This window comes from Capillimicrobium parvum, from assembly GCF_021172045.1.
GTDB lineage: Bacteria > Actinomycetota > Thermoleophilia > Solirubrobacterales > Solirubrobacteraceae > Capillimicrobium > Capillimicrobium parvum.
Genome location: NZ_CP087164.1, coordinates 5592947 through 5611382, shown reverse-complemented (window position 1 = coordinate 5611382; position 18436 = coordinate 5592947). Strand labels below are relative to the sequence as shown.

The window sequence follows — 18436 nt, the reverse complement described above, 5'->3', positions numbered from 1 at the left end:
GGCGCTAGTCCTTGAACTGGCGGGCGATCCCGGGCTCGGGGTAGGGCGCGGCGAGCCCAGCCTCGACGGCGGCCTCCAGCTCGCCGTCGACCGCGGCTTCGATCTCGGCCAACTCGTCCTCGCCCACGTCGAAGACGTCGGCGAGCGCGGCGCGGGCCAGCTTGAGCGGATCGCGCTGGCGCCACGCATCGAGCTCACCCGGCTTGCGGTAGGCGCCCGGATCGCTGCGGGAGTGCCCGACGAAGCGGTAGGTGAGCGCCTCGATGAAGTACGGGCCATCGCCGCGGCGGGCATGCGCGAGGGCCTCCCGGGCCGCGGCGTGGACGGTCCACACGTCGTTGCCGTCGATGGTGACGGCGGACATCTCGAGCGCCTCGGGACGCGAACGGATCTGGCCCGCGGTCACGTCCTCCCACGGCGTGAACTCCCCGTACAGGTTGTTCTCGCAGACGAAGACCACGGGCAGCTTCATCACCTGCGCGAAATTCAGGCACTCGTGGAAGTACCCGTGGTTCGTCGTGCCGTCGCCGAAGAAGGCGACCGCGACGCCGTTGCGGCTGCGCAGCGCCAGCGACGCTCCGGTCGCGGCGGCGATGCTCCCGCCGATGATGCCGAAGCATCCGATGAGCTGGTGATCGAGGTCGACGACGTTCATCGAACCGGCGCGGCCGCCGCAGACGCCGGTGCTGCGGCCGAGCATCTCGTCGAGCAGGCCGCCGGTGGGAACGCCCAGGGCGAGCGCGTGCCCGTGTCCCCGGTAGGTGCCGGCGACGCGGTCCTGCGGCTCCAGGGCGGAGCACACGCCGACGGCCGACGCCTCCTCGCCTGAGTAGAGGTGCGTCGTTCCGTGCACCTCGCCGCGCTGGAACAGCGACTGGATCGTGTCCTCGAACCGCCGGATGAGCCGCATGCGGCGGTAGAGGGCGATGCTCGCGTCGCGGTCGAGCTCGGTGGTGGCAGCGCCGGCGGCCGGCGCCACGGTGCTCATCCGGTCGCCCCGATGGCGCTGGGTTGGCGGTCCGCGAAGTCCGCGCCCCGGACGTACTGGCGCCCGGCGACCAGGAGCTCCTCGGCCGGGAACCGCGTGATGATCTCCGGGCCCTCGGCCCGCACCACGACCTCCTCCTCGATCCGGGCGGCCGAGCGGCCGTCCGTGGCGGGGCAGTACGTCTCCAGCGCGAACACCATGCCCTCCTCGATCTCGACAGGGTCGTCGAAGGAGTGCAGCCGCGAGATCATCGGCGACTCGTACAGGCCGACGCCGAGGCCGTGGCCGAACTGGAGTCCGAAGCACGCCTCCTCGCTGGGGAACCCGAGCTCCTCGGCGGTCGGCCAGACCGCCGCGATCTGATCGGTGGTCACGCCGGGGCGCACGAGGTCGATCGCGTGATCGAGCCATTCTCGGCAGCGCTTGTACGCGTCGAGCTGGGGCTGGGTCACACCGCCGACGCAGAACGTGCGGTAGTAGCACGTCCGGTACCCCATGAACGAGTGGATGATGTCGAAGAACGCCTGGTCCCCCGGCCGCAGGAGGCGATCGGAGAAGACGTGGGGATGCGGGTTGCAGCGCTCGCCGGAGACCGCGTTGATGGCCTCCACCTGCTCGGAGCCGAGCTCGAAGAGGAGCTTCTGGGCCTCGGCGACGATCTGATGCTCGTGCACGCCGGGCCGCAGCATCTCGTAGATGCGCTCATAGACGGCGTCGACGATCCCCGCCGCGTGGTCGAGCAGCGCGATCTCCTCGCCGGTCTTGATCTTGCGCGCGTCGAGCATCACCGGCTGGGCGTTGGCGGTCGGGATGTTGCGCCGATGCAGCGATGCCAGCGTCTCCATGTCCGTCAGATCGATGCCCAGCGGCTCGCGTTCGAGGCCGTGCTCGCGCAGCACCTCGTGGATGTGGCCGGCGAGCAGGTCGGGCACGCCCGTCTGCTCGGGCATGGCGCCGCGCATGCTGGAGACGCCCGCGCGCCAGCTCGTCTCGGGCAGCCACGGCGCGTGGAGCTGATGGTGCCGGGCCGCGGAGCCGAAGTCCCACAGCACCGGGTCCCCGGTCCTCGGCAGCAGGGCGCAGCGAGCGCTCTTGTCGCGCGCCCACTCGCCGATGTGGGTGCTGGTGACGTAGCGGATGTTGTTCTGGTCGAACAGGAGAACCGCTCCGAGCTCCGACGCACGCAGCGCCCGGCGGGCGCGTTCGAGACGCTCGCCCCGCAGGCGGTCGAAGTCGATCCGCCGCTCCCAGTCGACGGCCATGGTGGCCCCTGGCGACCCGGTCATGTCTGCTGTTCTCCTCTGGGGCTGTTCAACCTTAGTAAACAAGCCGCGCCGGAACAGGTCAAGCGGTTCTCAGGACGCGTCGTCCCAGGACGCGTCGGTCACCTTTCGCTCGCCCGAGGCATCCCACCCGTGCCAGCGCTGGATCTCGATCCACGCGCTGACCCGCGGCGAGTCGCGTGTCTTGTACGCCTCGCCGGTGTAGCGGACCGCAAGGCGGTCGATGTCGGCGAGGCCCTCGTCGTCGTGCATCTCGTCGACGCGTCCGATGAGGCTGATGTGGCGGTACCAGTCGTCGCGATCGATGACGGTCAGGGCGACCCGGCCATCCGCGGTGAGGTGGCGCAGGCGACGGCGGCTGTGATCCATGCTGAGCAGGACACGGCCCGAGTCCCAGTCGTACCAGGTGGCGACGGTGTGCGGCGTGCCATCCGTGCTCAGCGTCGCGACCACCGCCATGTTCGGCTTGCGCAGGAACGCGTCGACGGACCTGGGCACCGGGGAGGCGGGCATCGGAACTCCTCTCGACGACGTTCGGGCTGCGCGCCTGATGTGCAGGCTGATTGGACGGTAACCGAACGACGGAGGGCGCCTCAAGCCTGCTCGGGTTCCGGCGCCGGTGTGCGCATGGCCACCGGGGCTCCCATGAGCGACGGCGCGGCGACGGCCAGCACGAGGAAGATCATCACGGCGAAGGCGCTGACGGCCGTGAGCGCGCCGAAGGCCTGCGTCAGGACGCCCAGCGCCACCACCGGGAAGGTGGCGTTGAGGTAGACCGCCAGATAGAAGCCGGCGAAGGCCTCGGCGCGCGACGCGGCGGGCGCAAGGTCGTCGACCGTGGCCAGCGCCCGCTTGAACAGACCGCCGCTCCCCAGGCCGCCGATCATCCCGCCGGCGAGAAAGAGCGGAAAGCTCTCCAGCGCCACGGCGAGCGTGACCATGACGATCCCGGCGGGCAGCAGGATCAGCGCCGTGCACAGCTGGCGGCGCGGCGCGAGGCGGACCAGGGCGATCTGTCCCAGCCCCGCGGCGAAACAGCACGCGCACGCCATGGCGCCCGCCACGGCCGGCGAGCGCTGGTGCAGGGAGTCCGCGAGGAACGAGGGCGCCACCGACGCGTACAGGCTCAGGAGGCAGAGCGCGGCGAACCCGCCCGCGCAGGCGCCGAAGTAGGGGCGGCGGGCATGACTGGGGACGACCAGCCGCTGCAGCCGCAGCGCCGGTCCGGCCGCCCGCGCGGTGAGCGTCTCGGGAAGCAGGGCCGCGACGAGGCCGGCGGCCAGGAGTCCGATCAGCGCAACGAGGAACGGCAGTCGCAGCGGCGCGGGTGCGACGGTGGCGAGCAGACCGGAACCGAGCGCCCCCGCCCCGAAGCCGCCGAAGGTCGCTCCGGTGACCGCGAGATCGGCTCGGCGCGGGCCGTGCACCCGGGCGCGGCGGTCCAGTTCGGCGAGGTACGCGGCGGCGGTGGCCGTCAGGATCCCCACCCCGATGCCGCAGACCACTCGCGCGGCGAGGAGGACCGGCAGCGACGAGCTGAGCAGGAACCCGACGGCGCTCAGCGCCTCGAGTCCGAGCGCGGGCACGATGGCCCGGCGCCGGCCGACTCGGTCGGACGCGTGTCCGAGCAGCAGCACCGACGCCATGACGCCGAGGGGATACACGGCGAAGATCACCGTGATCGTCGCGGTGCCGTAGCCCTCGTGGGACTCGTAGATGGGATACAGCGGCGTCGGGACCGTGGTGAACGCCATGCCCACCGTGAAGACGCCGGTCAGCGCCAGGAACGCGGGGCGCCATGCGGCGCCCCGGTCAGCTGTTGAAGTCGGCGGGCGGATCTCCGGCATGACCGACTATGGCCCACACGGCCACGGCGGGCTCATGGCCGATGGTCCAGAAGCGATGCGGCGTCGGGCAGTCGACGACGAGCGAATCGCCGGCCTCGAGCTCGAGGGTCTCGAAGCCGATCGTCGCCCCGAGGCGGCCGCTGATGACGATGCCGTATTCGCGGCCGCTGTGCCGGATCAAGCCGTCCGGCGGGCAGGAGGCTCCGCCGACGTCGTACGTCACCAGCAGGAAGTCCACGCTCGCATCCCTCATGGGGGTCAACCGCTCCCAGCGCACGCCGCTCGCCAGATCCACCGTGGGCCGGTCGGCATGCCGCTGGACGGTCTGGTCGGATCGCCGGGAATCGGCGGACGCGGCCGACCCGATCGTCTCACGTGTCTCGGAGAACAGCTCGTCGAGCGAGATCTCGAGCGCGGAGACGATCCCGTACAGGGTGCCGACGGACGGGTTCGCCCTGCCCTTCTCGATCTGCGAGATGAGGCTCGGCGATACGCCGACCGCTCGGGCCAGTGACCGCACGCTGACCCCGAGCCCCTCCCTCGCGGAGCGAAGCCGGGTGCCGTACGCCGACAGTTCGATCTGGCCGCCTGGGCTGTCCACGGCCGACATCAAGGAGTCTCACTGAACAAAGCACTTGACCGCACCTTGAAGCGTGCAGTACCGTTGAACGTAAGGGTTCTAGAGGAGGAGAGGTCTTGCTGGAGCTTGTGGAGTCCCCAGCCCTTACGACGCCCGCAGTGCGCAGCGAGTCGCCGCGGTGCATCCTCACCCGCAGCATCCAGCTCCTTGTTGTCGACGAGCAGCCGGTGGTGCAACAGGGGGTGCGCCTGTTCCTGCAGGGAGCGAAGGGCATCCGTGCCGTCGAGGCCGTCGGTTCCGGCCAGGAGGCCATCGACGCTGCGCGTGAGCGCCGGCACAACGTCGTTCTGCTGGATCCCTGGCTGCGCGACATGCTGCTCGAGTGCGTCGTCCGCCGTCTGGCCGCCGTGTCGCCCGGAACCCGCGTGCTGATCTTCGCCGCTCAGCTGTCGCCGTCGCTGCGCGAGGAGGCCGCCGAGCTCGGCGTGCACGGGGTCATCGGAAAGGACGCGACGCCCACCCGGCTTCTCGAGTCGATCGCGCTGGTCGCCGGCGGGCAGAGCATCGTCGATCCCGACAGCGACCAGATGCTTCAACACGCCGCGGCGAAGGTGAACGGCACGCCGCTCACGCCGCGTGAGCACGAGATCCTGCGCCGGGCGGCGCGTGGCGAGAGCAACGCCGAGATCGCCGGAGCCATCTTCCTCGCTCCGACGACGGTCAAGTCGTATCTGCAGAGCGCGCTGCGCAAGCTCGGTGCCCGCAACCGGGTGGAGGCGGTCTTCAAGCTCAGCGAACTGCGCATCCTCTAGTCCGGCGGTTCGGCGCCGCGGCTCCGCGCGCCGGGTTGGCTGAGCATCAGGACCTTCGGGCATGCGCTCCCCCGAGTCGACGCAAGGGACGGCGTCCAGCGGTTTGACGCGGCCGTCCGTCGGCTCGAATTCTTCTCCCGCGCCGAGGCCTGGAACAACCTCCGATCGGACGGTTTCCCGATGGGCCCGGCGCTCGTATCGTCGGGCCTCCGAAGGCAGCGAAGGAGACTCAGTTGAGGCGCGACGTGGAGTTCGACAGCGGCGGCGAAACGGTTCGCGGCTGGCTCTACGCCCCCGACGAGGGCGAAGGGCCGTTCCCGGTCATCGTCATGGCCGGCGGGTGGTGCTACGTCAAGGAGCTGGTCCAACCCCACTACGCCGAGATGTACGCCGAAGCCGGGTTCGCGGCGCTGCTCTTCGACTACCGCAACTTCGGGTCGAGCGGTGGGACGCGTCGTCAGCACATCGACCCCAACATGCAGCTCGAGGACTATCGCAACGCGATCTCCTACGCCGAGACGCTCAAGGAGGTCGACTCCGATCGGATCGGCGTCTGGGGGCTGTCCTACAGCGGCGGCCACGCGCTGATCCTGGGCGCGACCGATCCCCGCGTGAGGTGCGTCGCATCGCAGATCCCCGTGGTCGACGGCTACCGCAACATGCGCCGGGTCCACGGCACGGTCGGCTTCCGGCAGTTCGAGCGCCTGCTGCTCGACGACCGCCGCCGGCGCTTCGCCACCGGCGAGGACGGCTTCCTCCCGCACGCCGCCCCCGACCCGTCGACCGAGGTCTCGACATGGCCGTTCCCCGAGACGTACTCCACCTTCGTCGAGCTGAAGGCCTCCGAGGCGCCGGCCTACGAGAACCGCAGCACGATCGAGTCGGCCGAGCTGCTCATGTCCTACAGCGTTCATCCGTTCCTGCCGCGACTGCTCGACGTGCCGACGCTCGTCGTCGTGGCCGAGCGCGACGACCTGACGCTGTGGGACCTCGAGATCCAGGCCTACAACCTGATCCCGACCACCAAGAAGCGCCTCGTCGTGATCGGCAGCTCGACGCACATGACGCTCTACAGCGACCGGTCGCTGCTGACACAGGCGGCGCGGGCCGCCACCGAGTGGTTCACGGAGAATCTCGCGGCACCGAAGCTCGCTGGAGTGGCATGATCGACACGGCCGAGCCGGGACGCGTCCGGGCCGAAGAGGGAGGGAGCGCGTGAAGCCCGCACCATTCCAGTATCACCGCGCGATGAGCGAGGCCGAGGCCGTGGCCATCATGGAGCACCTCGGCGAGGAAGGCCGGATCCTGGCCGGTGGGCAGAGCCTGGTGCCGTTGATGAACTTCCGGCTCGCTCAGCCCGAGCATCTCGTCGACATCAACGCGATCGCAGCGCTGGACTACGTCCGGCGCGAGAACGGCGCGGTCGCGGTCGGTGCCACCGCTCGCCAGTCCGCGGTCGAGCATGCCGACGACATCCGCATGCACGTGCCGCTCGTCGCCGAGGCGCTCGAGTCCGTCGCCCATCCGCCGATCCGCCACCGCGGCACGGTGGTGGGCAGCATCGCTCATGCCGATCCCGCCGCCGAGCTGCCGAGCGTCGCCCTGGCGACCCGGGCGGACATCGTCCTGACGAGCGCCGCCGGCAAGCGCACCGTCGCCGCCGACGACTTCTTCCTGGGACCGTTCGAGACGGTTCTCGAGCCCGGGGAGCTCGTCACCGAGGTCCGCTTCCCCATCGCTGCACCCGGCTCGGGGCAGGCGTTCGCCGAGTTCGCGCGCCGTCACGGCGACTTCGCGATAGCCGGGGCGGCGGCGAGCGTGACCCTCGACGGCACGCGGGTGACCGACGCCTCGATCGCGCTGTGCGCCCTCGGTCCGCGGCCGATGCGGGCTGCCGACGCCGAGCAGTCGCTCATCGGCAACGAGCTGAGCGACGAGCTGATCGCGCAGGCGGCCGACCGCGCGGTCACCGGGCTGGAGCCGGGCGCCGACATCCACGGCGGCACCGAGTACCGGATCCGCGTGGCGCGGGCGCAGGTCAAGCGCGCGTTGTCCACGGCGGTCGAGCGAGCACGAGGAGGCGGCCAGGCATGACCGGCATCGTGGAGGAGAACCAGGTCGTCCCGATCACCCTGACGGTCAACGGCCGCCGGCACCGGCTCACCGTCGAGCCGCGCAAGCTGCTCGCCGACGTCCTGCGCCAGGACCTGAAGCTGACCGGACTGAACATCGGCTGCGCGCACGGCGTGTGCGGCAGCTGCACGATCCTGCTCAACGGGCAGAGCGCACGGTCGTGCGTGATGTTCGGCGTGCAGGCCGACGGCGCCGAGATCACGACCATCGAGGGAATCGCCCCGTCGCCCGTCGACCTGCATCCGGTGCAGGAGGCGTTCTGGGAGCAGCAGGGTCTGCAGTGCGGCTACTGCACGCCGGGCATGGTCCTGCGATCCATCGAGTTGCTGCGCGAGAACCCCAACCCGACGCGCGACGAGGTTCGGGAGGGGATCTCCAGCAACCTCTGCCGCTGCACGGGATACCAGTTCATCATCGACGCCGTGATGGACGCGGCCGAGCGGCTCCGCGCCGGCGAGACCTCCGACCCGCAGAGCGATGACGCCGCGCGTGCTCATGCGGAGAAGGCGTGGGAGGTCGAGCGTCTCGCCCCCGGGATGGGCGAAGGAGACGCCACGCCCATCCCGAGCTCACACCCCTGATCCCGACCAGGAGATCGCAGATGGCACAGACCGAGATCCCGAAGCCCGAGGCTCCGCGCGATCTGCAGTGGATCGGGAAGTCGATCAAGCGCGTCGAGGACCCGAAGTACCTCCGCGGCGTGGGCAAGTACGTCGACGATCTGGACTTCGACGGCATGCTGCACGCCGCGGTCCTGCGCAGCCCGTATCCGCACGCGCGCATCGTGAGCATCGACATGGACGCGGCTCGGGCGCTGCCGGGCGTCCATGCCGTCATCTCCGGCGCCGAGGCCGCCGAGATGGTCGACCCGATGCCGGACTCGGGGCCCAACCCGGACAAGCACGTGTTCCGCGTCCTGGCGGTCGACAAGGTCCGCTATGTCGGCGAGGGCGTCGCCATCGTCGTCGCCGACACGCGCTACATCGCCGAGGACGCGCGCGACCTGATCGACGTCGAGTACGAGCCGATGGAACCGATCGTCGACCCGATCGCCGCCGCCGAGGACACCACGAATCTGGTCCACGACGAGCTCGGCACCAACATCGCCTACGAACGGACGTTCACGTTCGGTGAGGTCGAGCAGGACTTCGCGGACGCCGACATCATCATCAAGGACCGTCTCCACTGGCGCCGCTGCGCCGCGCAACCGCTCGACTGCGCCGGAGCGATCGCCGACTACGACCCCGGCACGGGCGAGATGACGATCCACTCCAACAGCGTGAGCATGACGTGGTTCGCGTTCGGGCTGGCGGCGACGCTGCGCGTGCCGAGCAACAAGCTCAACGTGATCCCGATCCCGTCCGGGGGAAGCTTCGGCTCGCGGTTCGGCAACTGGCGTGCACACACCACCGCGGGGCTGTCGTCGAAGGTCACCGGCCGCCCGGTGAAGTTCGTCGAGGACCGGCTCGACCACATCACCAACGGCGACCACCACTCGTCGGATCGGTACTACGACGTCGAGCTGGCGCTCATGAAGGACGGCACCTTCCGAAGCCTGAAGACCGATGTGATCGACGACTACGGCGCCTACCTGTACCTCGGGGTCGGCACCCATGGCAACGCGATGGCGCAGGTCACCGGCCCGTACACGATCAGGAGCACCGAGTACCGGCTGCGGGCCGTCCTCACCAACAAGACCCAGCAGGGCGCCTACCGGGGCTTCGGGGCCGAGGTCGCCAACTGGGTCATCGAGCGGGCGGTCGACAAGGCCGCCGCCGAGCTGGGCATGGATCCCGCGGAGATCCGCCGCAGGAACTTCATCCAGCCCGACCAGTTCCCGTACTACATCCCCACGGGGAACATGTACGACTCCGGCAACTACGAGCGCGTGCTCGACCACGCCCTGGAGCTGTTCGACTACGACGCGTGGCGCGCCGAGCAGGAGAAGATGCGCGCCGATGGGCGCAAGGTCGGCATCGGCCTCGTCAGCTGCCAGGAGCGCAGCGTCTACAGCGCGACCGAGTTCTGGTTCTGGTTCGACGAGCCGGCGGCCGAGACGACCAGCACGCCCGAGGGGGTGACGATCACCGTCGATCCGCTCGGCAACCTCACGGTGACGCTCTACTCGGTGCCGTTCTGGGGCAACTCGTCCGACACGATGGCGTCGATGCTCGCCGGCGAGGAGTTCGGCGTCGACCCATCGACGATCAGCATCGAACACCACGGGACCAAGGGCGGCCTGCCCGCGGCGGGGCCCGGCGGCAGCCGGCTGACCGTCATGTACGCCGGCGCGATCAAGGGTGCCGCGGAGAAGATCAAGGACAAGGCGCGTCTCATCGCGGCGCAACAGCTCGAGGCCAGCCCCGAGGACCTCGAGTGGGTCGACAGCGGGTTCCAGGTCAAGGGATCTCCCGACGTGCGCAAGGGTCTGCCCGAGATCGCGATGGCCGCGTACCTGTTCGCCACCGAGCTGCCCGAGGGCCTGCAGAGCGGGCTCGAGGCGCGTCACGTGTACGACCACCCGTTCACGACCATGCCGTCGAAGGACCGCACCGACCTCGGTGTGTTCTATCCCTGCATGGGCCACGCCTGCCACATCGCCATGGTCGAGGTCGACGTCGAGACCGGCGGCGTCAAGATCCTGCGCTACGTGGCGGTCCATGACGCCGGCACGATGGTCAACCCGCGATCGCTCGAGGGCCAGATCATCGGCGGCACTGCGCAGGGCGTGGCCACCGCGCTGCTGGAGGAGGTCGTCTACGACGCCGAGGGTCAGCCCCTGAGCACGGCGTTCACCGACTTCCTCATGCCCTCGGCGATGGAGGCGCCCGAGGTCATCATCGGCCACGAGGAGACACCGTCGCCCCTGACCGAGTACGGCATCAAGGGCGGCGGCGAGGCGGGCCGCATGATGGCGCCCGGCGCGATGTCCGCCGCGATCGACGATGCGCTCACCGAGTTCGGCGTCCACGTCAGCGAGCTCCCCGCCACTCCGGAGCGGATCACCCGCTGGATCGGGGAGCCGGCGCCACGCTGAGCCCGGGGTCCGGATGACCGTCGAGCTGACCCGTGCGTCACCCCAGGCCGCGCAGTACGCCGCCTCCGGGGACTGGTCGGGCCGGCTGGTCGACGAGGCCCTCACCACTGGCGCCGAGCAGCACCCCGACCGGCCGGCGATCGTCGACCGCGATCGGCGCCGGTCATACGCGGAGCTCGGCCAGGCGGTGCAGCGAGCCGCCGCGGCGCTCGCCGGTCTCGGCGTGGGGCCGGGCGACGTCGTCTCGTTCCAGCTGCCCAACTGGCTGGAAGCGGCGATCGTCTACCACGCCACCGCGAGGCTCGGCGCGGTCAGCAATCCGATCATCCCCATCTATCGCGGGCGCGAGGTGGAGTTCATCCTGCGTCAGACGGGCTCTCGCGTGCTCGTCATCCCCGACCGGTTCCGGCGCTTCGACTACCGCGAGATGGTCGCCGAGCTGCGGCCGCGCACGCCTGATCTGGAGCACGTCCTCGTGGTGGGTGCGCCCGGCGCCGGCGCGACGGCGTTCGCCGCGGCGCTGCAGGACGCCGATCCGCGCGCGGCCGCGCCGGTGCGACGACGCGCGGCGAGCGACGCCGTGCTCGTCCTGTACACGTCGGGAACGGAGTCGAGCCCGAAGGGCGTGCTGCACTCGCACGAGACGCTGGTCTACGAGTGCCGGAGCATCATCGATCTGTACGAGCTCGACGACCGCGATCGGGTGTTCATGCCCTCGCCGGTCACGCACATCACCGGGCTGCTCTACGGGCTCATGCTGCCGTTCATGCTCGGGTCCACGGTGGTGCTGCAGGACGTGTGGGACGCCGGTGCGGCGCTCGACGTCATCGAGCGCGAACGCCTGAGTTTCTGCGTGGGCGCGACGCCGTTCCTCCACGGCCTCGTCCACGCCCCGGACCTCGCCGGCCGCGACGTCTCCTGCCTGCGGGTGTTCGGCTGCGGTGGCGCCGACGTCCCGCCCGCGCTCATCCGCGAAGCACACGCGCGGCTCGGGATGGTCGCCTCACGGCTCTACGGATCGACCGAGTGCCCGACCGTGACCGGGACTCCGCTGCGGGCGCCGGTCGACCGGCACGCCGAGACCGACGGCCGGGCGATCGGCGCGGCCGAGCTGCGCATCGTCGGTGAGGACGGCGTCCCCGTGCCGGCGGGAACGCGCGGCGACCTGCAGGTCCGTGGCCCCGACCTCTGCCTGGGGTATCTCGACGCGGCGCTCAACGACCGTGCGTTCACCCCCGACGGTTGGTTTCGCAGCGGTGATCTCGCGGTCGTCGACGCCGAGGGCAGCGTCCGCATCTCCGGTCGCGCGAAGGACATCATCCTGCGCGGCGGCGAGAACCTCAGCGCCAAGGAGATCGAGGATCTGCTGTTCGAGCACCCCGACGTCGAGGAGGCGGCGGTCGTCGGCTATCCGGACCGGGTGCTCGGCGAGCGGGCGTGCGCGTTCGTCGTCGCGCGCCGCCCGCTGACGCTCGACGAGCTGGTCGCGTTCCTGCGCGGGCGGCGGGTCGCCAACCAGAAGCTGCCCGAGCGCCTCGAGCTCGTGCCGACGCTCCCCAAGACCGCGAGCGGCAAGGTTCAGAAGTTCAGACTGCGCGACCAGCTGCACAGCGACGACGTGCCGGCGGCGCCGGTATGACGCCGACCCGTTCCCGCGTACCGGAGGCACCGACATGCAACTGACCGACGACTTCACCGTCCCCGTTTCCGTCGACCGTCTCTGGGAGCTGCTCAACGACGTGGAGAAGATCGCGCCGTGCGTTCCCGGCTTCACGCTCAGCGAGGCCAACCACCCGGATTACACGGGCCGCATGAAGGTCAAGGTCGGGGCCATCACGGTGACCTACGACGCGACGATCACGTTCGTCGAGCGCGACGAGGCCAACCGCCGCGTGGTCCTCGCCGTCAAGGGGAAGGAGCTGCGCGGCGGCGGCAGCGTGAACGCGACCATCACCTCGTCGCTGACCGACCGGGGCGCGGAGACCAGTGCCGAGATGGTCACGGACGTCCAGGTCACCGGACGGGTGGCGCAGTTCGGGCGCGGGATCATCGCCGACGTCAGCTCCCGCATGACGGAGCAGTTCGTCGATCGCCTGAACGCCCAGCTGCTCGCGCCGGCCGCAGAGACACCCGAAGCGAGCGAGACGACCTCGCCCCAGCCCCCGTCCACGCAGGCGCCGCGGGAAGAGGAACCGCTCGACCTCGGATCGGTCGCCGCCGTGCCGGTCCTCAAGCGGCTGGCCCCCGCGCTGGGCGCGCTCCTTCTCCTCGGGCTCGTCGTGCTCCTGCTCAAGCGCCGGTCGCGCTGACCGACCCGGCGGGCTCGTTCGCTACTTCGCCGTCACGCCTCCGTCCACGGGCAGGATGGTCCCCGTGACGAACGCCGCGTCGTCGGAGCCGAAGAACGCCACGGCGGCGGCGATGTCGTCGGGGACGCCGAGCGGGAGAGGATGCAGCTCCTGCACGCCCGCGAGCGCTTCGGGGTCATCCCAGAACACCCGGTTCATCGCGGTCGGGAAATAGCCCGGCGCGACCGCGTTGACGTTGATCTGGGCCGGCGCCAGCTCGATGGCCAGCGCCCGGGTGAGGTTGTGAACGGCGCCCTTGGAGGCCGAGTAGCCGCCGATGTCGGCCTGCCCGATCTCGCCGGCGATCGAGCCGATGTTGACGATCCTCCCACGCGATCGTCCCCGGACGTCCTGTTCGCGCATCCGCGCCGCCGCGGCGCGACAGCCGAGCCAGGTCCCCCGCAGGTTGATCTCGACGGTCCGGTCGAACTGCTCATCGCTCTCGTCGAGCACCGAGGCGAGCCCCATGAAGGTCCCGGCGTTGTTGACCCAGACGTCGAGGCGGCCGAACGACTCCAGCGCGCGATCGGCGGCGGACTCGAGGTCGGAGGCGGACGTGACGTCCGCGACGAGGAACTCGGCCCGGCCTCCGTGGCGGGCGATCACGTCGTCGGTGTCGACGTCGATGTCCTCCTCGAAGCCGCCGGGAAGCGGCGACTTGCGCAGGTCCGTGCAGACCACCGCGGCGCCTTCGCGCGCCAGTCGCAGCGCGATCGCGCGCCCGTGACCGGAGCTCGACCCGGTCACGACCGCCACCCGGCCGGTGAAGCGGGGGGTGCTGTCGGGCCAGGGAACGGTCGCGGGATCAGCGGTCTCGGTCATGCCAGCTCCTTGCGGTCGAGGTCGGACTGTCCGTACGCCCGCGTGCGTCGAGTGTTCCTCAGGCGGTGGCGGTCAGCCACCCTCCGATCGGAGGTAGCCGGGCCCCGCGGGTCGCGCTTAGGTTCGTTGACCATCTTTGGCCCGGGAGGAACGTGATGCCGACAGAAGTCGAGTTCCAGAGTGGCGGCGAGACCGTCCGCGCCCATCTGTACCTGCCCGAGGGCGACGGGCCCCATCCGGTGGTGGTCATGGCCGGCGGCTGGTGCTACGTCCGCGAGCTCGTCCAGCCCGTGTATGCCGAGGCGTTCGCCGCCAAGGGCGTCGCGGCGCTCGTCTTCGACTATCGGCGGCTCGGGGCGAGCGACGGTCAGCCCCGTCAGCACATCGACCCCAACGATCAGCTCGAGGACTACCGCAACGCGATCACGTGGGTGTCGGACCGCGACGACGTCGACGGCGACCAGGTGTCGGTGTGGGGGATCTCCTACAGCGGCGGTCACGCGCTGATCATCGGGGCGACCGACTGGCGGGTGAAGAACGTCATGTCCGTCGTCCCGGTCGTGGACGGCTACGTCAACATGCGTCGTGTCCACGGGACCGTCGGGTTCCGGGCGCTCGAGCAGGCGGTCCACGAGGACCGGGTCAACCGCTATCGCACCGGCGAGTACGGCTACATGGCGATGTCGACCACGAACGTGGGCGGGGAGCTGTGCACATGGCCGTTCCCCGAGACCTACGAGGCGTTCAACGAGCTCAAGCGCACGGTGGCTCCGGCGCACGAACACCGCAACACGATCGCCTCCACCGAGATGCTCATGAACTACAGCGTCTACCCCTACATCCCCCGGCTCCTGGACACGCCGGTGCTGATGGTGCTCGCCGAGGGTGATGACCTGACGCTGTGGGACAAGGAGATCGACGTCTTCGATCGCATCCCCACGCCGAAGAAGGAGCTCTACGTCGTGCGGGCCACCAAGCACATGGAGCTCTACAGCGAACGCTCGAACATCGAGATCGCCGCGGCGAGGTGCGGCAGCTGGCTCGCCGAGCAGCTGTCGGCGGAGGCGGTCCCCGCACCCGCCTAGTCCCGCCGGCCCCGGCCGCCTACGGGCCGGCGGGCACCCCCGGTCTCGCCGGTCACACCGCCATGTACCCGGCGTCGGCGCCCAACACGTGGCCCGTGATCGCGCTGGCGTCGTCGGAGAACAGGAACGCCACCACGCGCGCGATCTCGGATGGTTCGATGAAGCGCCGCATGGGGATCTGACCCAGCCAGTCCTCGACGATCGCCGGATCGTCGCGCCCGACCTCGTCGAGGATCTCCGTGCGCGTGTAGCCGGGCGCGACGGCGTTGACGCGGACGCCGAGCGACGCCCACTCCGCGGCGAGGGATCGCGTCAGCTGCGCCACCCCCGCCTTGGACGCGTCATAGGCGACGTGCAGCTCCGGCCGGACGGCCTTGAGCCCCGCGATCGAGGAGACGTTGACGATCGCGCCTCCGCCGCTGCCGGCGATCCGGCGGCCGAACTCGCGGGCGCACAGGAAGGTGCCGGTGAGGTTGACCGCGATCGTGCCCGACCACGTCTGCTCGTCGAGCTCGAAGGTCGGGGAGCTCTCGACGATGCCGGCGTTGTTCATGAGGAAGTCGATGCCACCATGGGCGGCTGCGGTCTCCTCGGCCACCGCCGTGACCTCCCCCTCGACGGTCACGTCCAGCGTCCGGAACTCGGCGCTTCCGGGCCCCGACGCGGTGATCCGCTCGGCCGTCTGCCGGCCGAGCTGCTCCCGGGTGTCTGCGATGACGACGGTCGCACCGCGCTGCGCCAGGATCTCTGCCGAGGCGGCGCCGATGCCCCTCGCGCCGCCGGTGACCACCGCCACCTTGCCGATCAGATCCGCCATGTGCCCTCCTTCGCTGCCCACGTCGACGACGAACGCCGGCCCGGCGCAGGACCGGGCGGCATCGGTCGAACCTACGCGCCCGTTGCGGGACGGTCACCCTCCGTTCGGACCTTCGTGGACGGTCGGACGACACCCTCCGTTCGGACGTGGTCGACACCGGGGCGGACCTGTTGGCTCGGTGCGAACGATTCGTCTTCTCAGAAGCGGAGGATCTGCATGCCTGACCTCGATGGTCGTGTGTGTGTCGTCACGGGGGCGGGTCGAGGCATCGGGCGCCGCATCGCCGAGCGCCTCGCCGAAGCTGGGTCGGCCGTGGCGATCGCCGACATCGACGGCGCCTCGGCCGAAGCGGTCGCTGCGGCGATCTCCGCCCCCGGGAAGCCGGCGCTGGGCGTCGGCTGCGACGTCAGCGACCGCGCGAGCGTGCGCGACGCGATCGCGCGTACGATCGACGCGTTCGGACGCCTGGACGTGATGTTCAACAACGCCGGCATCTCGCAGACCAAGGGCTTCCTCGACGTCACCGAGGACGAGTGGGAGCGGATCATGCGGGTCAACGGGCTCGGCGTCCTGCTCGGCATGCAGGAGGCCGCGCGGCAGATGATCAGCCAGGGTGACGGCGGGCGGATCATCAACACCGCGTCCATCGCCGGCAAGGAGGGATACCCGCTCTTCGCGGCCTACTGTGCGAGCAAGTTCGCGGTCGTGGCGCTCACCCAGGCGGGGGCGCGGTCGCTGGCCGGCAACCGGATCACGGTCAACGCGATGTGCCCGGGGGTGGTCACCACCGAGCTCTGGCAGCAGCTCGACGCGGAGTTCATGGAGCTCGGCGAGACCGAGCGCCCGGGGCAGGCGCTGGAGGAGTTCGGCGCAGGGATCCTCGCGGGACGGCTCTCCACGCCGGATGACGTCGCTGGGCTCGCCGTGTTCCTCGCATCCGACGCGGCGTCGTACATCACCGGGCAGGCGATCAACGTCGATGGCGGGATGGTCTTCCATTAGCCGGCATCCCCGACCGTGGGTGGCCGCGTACGACCGCCACGTGCCGGCGGAGATCGTGCCGTCCTACCGCAACGCGCTCGAGCTGTACGAGCGGTCGGGCGGCCGGGACGGCGCCGATGCCGCCCTGCACTACTTCGATGCCACGATCAGCGTGGCGGCGGCACGCGAATGTGCCGTGGCGCTGGCCGCGGCGCTGAGAGACGACTACGGGATCGCTGCCGGCGACCGGGTCGCGCTGATGATGCAGAACATCCCGCAGTTCGCGATGACGCTGCACGCGATCTGGCTGGCCGGCGCGGTGCCCGTCTGCATCAACGTCATGGCCAAGCGCGGGGAGCTGCTGCACTACTTCGGCGACTCGGAGGCACGCGCGGTCGTCTGCCTCGAGTCGTTGTACGCCGTCGTCGGGGACGTCGTCGGCGAGACGCCGATCGAGCAGGTCATCACGGTGTGCGAGCTCGACTTCCTGGAGAGCGTCCCGGCGATGCTGGCGACGCACCGGCGCCTGGAATGCCCCGGCGCGGTGACGTTCGCCTCGCTCGTCGAGCGCCATCGCGGTACGCGCTTGGAACCGGCGGATCCGGAGCCCGATGCTCTCGCCCTTCTCGCGTACACCTCGGGTACGACCGGGCCGCCGAAGGCGGCCGAGATCACGCACGCCGCGCTTGTCCAGACCGCGGAGACGTACCGTGTGTGGTGGCAGCTCGGACCGGGCGACGTGACCGTCGCGATGGCGCCCCTGTTTCACATCACCGGCATCGCGGGACACCTCTGCGCGTCACGGGCGGCGGGGATCCCCATGGTGCTCTTCTACCGGTTCGAGGCGGCCGAGATGCTGCGGCTGATCGAACGCTGGCGAGGCACCTGGATCATCGGGCCGACGACGGCGTTCCTGGCCATGATGAGCGAGGCCACCTTCGCCACGAGGGACATCTCGTCGCTGGTGAAGGTGGCCACCGGTGGAGCACCCGTCCATCCAGGGGTCGTCGAGCGCTACGAGAAGGCCACCGGCGTCTACATCCACAACACGTACGGGATGACGGAGAGCAGCGGTCCCACCCACATGACGCCCCTGGGACGGCGAGCGCCGGTCGACCCCGTGTCGGGTGCGCTGGCCGTCGGCGTCCCGGTCTGCGGGACCGACGCGAAGATCGCCGACCCCGAGGACGGCTCGGAGCTGCCGGCCGGCGAGGTCGGTGAGATCCTCATGCGCGGTTCCCAGGTCGTCCGCCGCTATTGGCGTGACGCCGCAGCCTCACGGCAGACGGTGCGCGACGGGTGGCTTCACTCCGGCGACCTCGGCAGACGCGACGACGATGGATGGTTCTTCGTCATCGATCGCCTGAAGGACATCATCAACGCATCCGGGTTCAAGGTCTGGCCCCGCGAGGTCGAGGACGTGCTCCATCGGCATCCGGGCGTTGCCGAGGCGTGCGTCGTCGGAGCCCCCGACGACTATCGCGGGGAGACGGTGCTCGCCTACGTCACGCTGCGCGAGCCGGGCGCGGCGACACCGGCGGAGCTCATCGCCTTCTCGCGCGAGCAGCTCGCCGTCTACAAGTGCCCGAGCGAGGTGCACGTCGTGAACGTCATCCCCAAGACGGCCAGCGGGAAGGTCCTGCGCCGCGAGCTGCGCGCCCGTGGGCGGGCGCCGCACGCAGATCCGTCCGATCGGAAGTAGT

17 protein-coding genes are annotated in these 18436 nt (G+C 70.3%); 10 read left to right on the top strand and 7 right to left on the bottom strand.

The window, feature by feature from the left end:
- Positions 1-4: 4 nt before the first annotated feature.
- From DSM104329_RS27200 to DSM104329_RS27180, 5 genes are all read right to left on the bottom strand, one after another.
- Positions 5-988, bottom strand: coding sequence for a thiamine pyrophosphate-dependent dehydrogenase E1 component subunit alpha (locus DSM104329_RS27200; protein ID WP_259313009.1), 984 nt, complete (start codon positions 986-988; stop codon positions 5-7).
- Complete coding sequence (locus DSM104329_RS27195) at positions 985-2274, bottom strand: M24 family metallopeptidase (protein WP_259313008.1); 1290 nt, start codon at positions 2272-2274, stop codon at positions 985-987. Before DSM104329_RS27195 ends, DSM104329_RS27200 begins: the two co-directional genes overlap by 4 nt.
- A gap of 69 nt (positions 2275-2343) precedes the next feature.
- Positions 2344-2784 (bottom strand): PPOX class F420-dependent oxidoreductase, encoded by a 441-nt coding sequence (locus tag DSM104329_RS27190; RefSeq protein ID WP_259313007.1) that lies wholly within the window; start codon positions 2782-2784, stop codon positions 2344-2346.
- Positions 2785-2864: 80 nt separating this feature from the next.
- Positions 2865-4118 carry an MFS transporter gene (locus tag DSM104329_RS27185; protein WP_259313006.1) on the bottom strand — a complete coding sequence of 418 codons (1254 nt, stop codon included), beginning with the start codon at positions 4116-4118 and terminating at the stop codon, positions 2865-2867.
- Positions 4084-4719 (bottom strand): helix-turn-helix domain-containing protein, encoded by a 636-nt coding sequence (locus DSM104329_RS27180; RefSeq protein WP_259313005.1) that lies wholly within the window; start codon positions 4717-4719, stop codon positions 4084-4086. The genes DSM104329_RS27185 and DSM104329_RS27180 overlap by 35 nt, the downstream gene beginning before the upstream one ends.
- Before the next feature lie 95 nt (positions 4720-4814).
- On the opposite strand from DSM104329_RS27180, the gene DSM104329_RS27175 reads away from it, so the two are divergent.
- The 7 genes from DSM104329_RS27175 (at position 4815) to DSM104329_RS27145 (ending at position 12989) form a co-directional block, all read left to right on the top strand.
- Entirely contained in the window at positions 4815-5510 is a 696-nt protein-coding gene (locus tag DSM104329_RS27175) for a response regulator transcription factor (RefSeq protein ID WP_259313004.1), read from the top strand.
- A 233-nt stretch (positions 5511-5743) separates the two neighbouring features.
- Positions 5744-6676: an alpha/beta hydrolase gene (locus DSM104329_RS27170; protein ID WP_259313003.1), complete on the top strand. Its 933-nt coding sequence runs from the start codon at positions 5744-5746 to the stop codon at positions 6674-6676.
- A 49-nt stretch (positions 6677-6725) separates the two neighbouring features.
- Positions 6726-7604, top strand: a complete 879-nt coding sequence (locus tag DSM104329_RS27165; RefSeq protein ID WP_259313002.1) for an FAD binding domain-containing protein — start codon at positions 6726-6728, stop codon at positions 7602-7604.
- Complete coding sequence (locus DSM104329_RS27160; protein ID WP_259313001.1) at positions 7601-8224, top strand: (2Fe-2S)-binding protein; 624 nt, start codon at positions 7601-7603, stop codon at positions 8222-8224. Before DSM104329_RS27165 ends, DSM104329_RS27160 begins: the two co-directional genes overlap by 4 nt.
- Before the next feature lie 20 nt (positions 8225-8244).
- A complete protein-coding gene (locus DSM104329_RS27155; protein ID WP_259313000.1) occupies positions 8245-10680 on the top strand; it encodes a xanthine dehydrogenase family protein molybdopterin-binding subunit in 2436 nt (811 codons plus the stop codon).
- A gap of 13 nt (positions 10681-10693) precedes the next feature.
- Entirely contained in the window at positions 10694-12319 is a 1626-nt protein-coding gene (locus tag DSM104329_RS27150) for an AMP-binding protein (RefSeq protein WP_259312999.1), read from the top strand.
- 34 nt (positions 12320-12353) lie between these two features.
- Positions 12354-12989 carry an SRPBCC family protein gene (locus tag DSM104329_RS27145; RefSeq protein WP_259312998.1) on the top strand — a complete coding sequence of 212 codons (636 nt, stop codon included), beginning with the start codon at positions 12354-12356 and terminating at the stop codon, positions 12987-12989.
- A 21-nt stretch (positions 12990-13010) separates the two neighbouring features.
- Here the strand turns inward: DSM104329_RS27145 and DSM104329_RS27140 are convergent, their stop codons facing one another.
- Positions 13011-13850 carry an SDR family NAD(P)-dependent oxidoreductase gene (locus DSM104329_RS27140; RefSeq protein ID WP_259312997.1) on the bottom strand — a complete coding sequence of 280 codons (840 nt, stop codon included), beginning with the start codon at positions 13848-13850 and terminating at the stop codon, positions 13011-13013.
- 155 nt (positions 13851-14005) lie between these two features.
- Between DSM104329_RS27140 and DSM104329_RS27135 the strand changes: the two genes are divergently transcribed.
- Positions 14006-14935 carry an alpha/beta hydrolase gene (locus tag DSM104329_RS27135; RefSeq protein ID WP_259312996.1) on the top strand — a complete coding sequence of 310 codons (930 nt, stop codon included), beginning with the start codon at positions 14006-14008 and terminating at the stop codon, positions 14933-14935.
- 52 nt (positions 14936-14987) lie between these two features.
- Here the strand turns inward: DSM104329_RS27135 and DSM104329_RS27130 are convergent, their stop codons facing one another.
- The gene (locus DSM104329_RS27130) at positions 14988-15752 is read right to left on the bottom strand and encodes an SDR family NAD(P)-dependent oxidoreductase (RefSeq protein WP_259312995.1); all 765 of its coding nucleotides are present in this window, start codon (positions 15750-15752) and stop codon (positions 14988-14990) included.
- A 216-nt stretch (positions 15753-15968) separates the two neighbouring features.
- On the opposite strand from DSM104329_RS27130, the gene DSM104329_RS27125 reads away from it, so the two are divergent.
- Positions 15969-16754 (top strand): glucose 1-dehydrogenase, encoded by a 786-nt coding sequence (locus DSM104329_RS27125; protein ID WP_259312994.1) that lies wholly within the window; start codon positions 15969-15971, stop codon positions 16752-16754.
- Between the two features lie 40 nt (positions 16755-16794).
- On the top strand, positions 16795-18435 hold the full coding sequence (locus tag DSM104329_RS27120; protein WP_259312993.1) for a class I adenylate-forming enzyme family protein: 1641 nt from the start codon (positions 16795-16797) through the stop codon (positions 18433-18435).
- Position 18436: the final 1 nt, after the last annotated feature.

Excerpts from the sequence above, each read along its gene's own strand:
- DSM104329_RS27200 (WP_259313009.1), bottom strand. The coding sequence starts at position 988 with ATGAGCACCGTGGCGCCGGCCGCCGGCGCTGCCACCACCGAGCTCGAC.
- DSM104329_RS27195 (WP_259313008.1), bottom strand. The coding sequence starts at position 2,274 with ATGACCGGGTCGCCAGGGGCCACCATGGCCGTCGACTGGGAGCGGCGG.
- DSM104329_RS27190 (WP_259313007.1), bottom strand. The coding sequence starts at position 2,784 with ATGCCCGCCTCCCCGGTGCCCAGGTCCGTCGACGCGTTCCTGCGCAAG.
- DSM104329_RS27185 (WP_259313006.1), bottom strand. The coding sequence starts at position 4,118 with ATGCCGGAGATCCGCCCGCCGACTTCAACAGCTGACCGGGGCGCCGCA.
- DSM104329_RS27160 (WP_259313001.1), top strand. The coding sequence starts at position 7,601 with ATGACCGGCATCGTGGAGGAGAACCAGGTCGTCCCGATCACCCTGACG.
- DSM104329_RS27155 (WP_259313000.1), top strand. The coding sequence starts at position 8,245 with ATGGCACAGACCGAGATCCCGAAGCCCGAGGCTCCGCGCGATCTGCAG.
- DSM104329_RS27150 (WP_259312999.1), top strand. The coding sequence starts at position 10,694 with ATGACCGTCGAGCTGACCCGTGCGTCACCCCAGGCCGCGCAGTACGCC.
- DSM104329_RS27145 (WP_259312998.1), top strand. The coding sequence starts at position 12,354 with ATGCAACTGACCGACGACTTCACCGTCCCCGTTTCCGTCGACCGTCTC.
- DSM104329_RS27140 (WP_259312997.1), bottom strand. The coding sequence starts at position 13,850 with ATGACCGAGACCGCTGATCCCGCGACCGTTCCCTGGCCCGACAGCACC.
- DSM104329_RS27135 (WP_259312996.1), top strand. The coding sequence starts at position 14,006 with ATGCCGACAGAAGTCGAGTTCCAGAGTGGCGGCGAGACCGTCCGCGCC.
- DSM104329_RS27130 (WP_259312995.1), bottom strand. The coding sequence starts at position 15,752 with ATGGCGGATCTGATCGGCAAGGTGGCGGTGGTCACCGGCGGCGCGAGG.
- DSM104329_RS27125 (WP_259312994.1), top strand. The coding sequence starts at position 15,969 with ATGCCTGACCTCGATGGTCGTGTGTGTGTCGTCACGGGGGCGGGTCGA.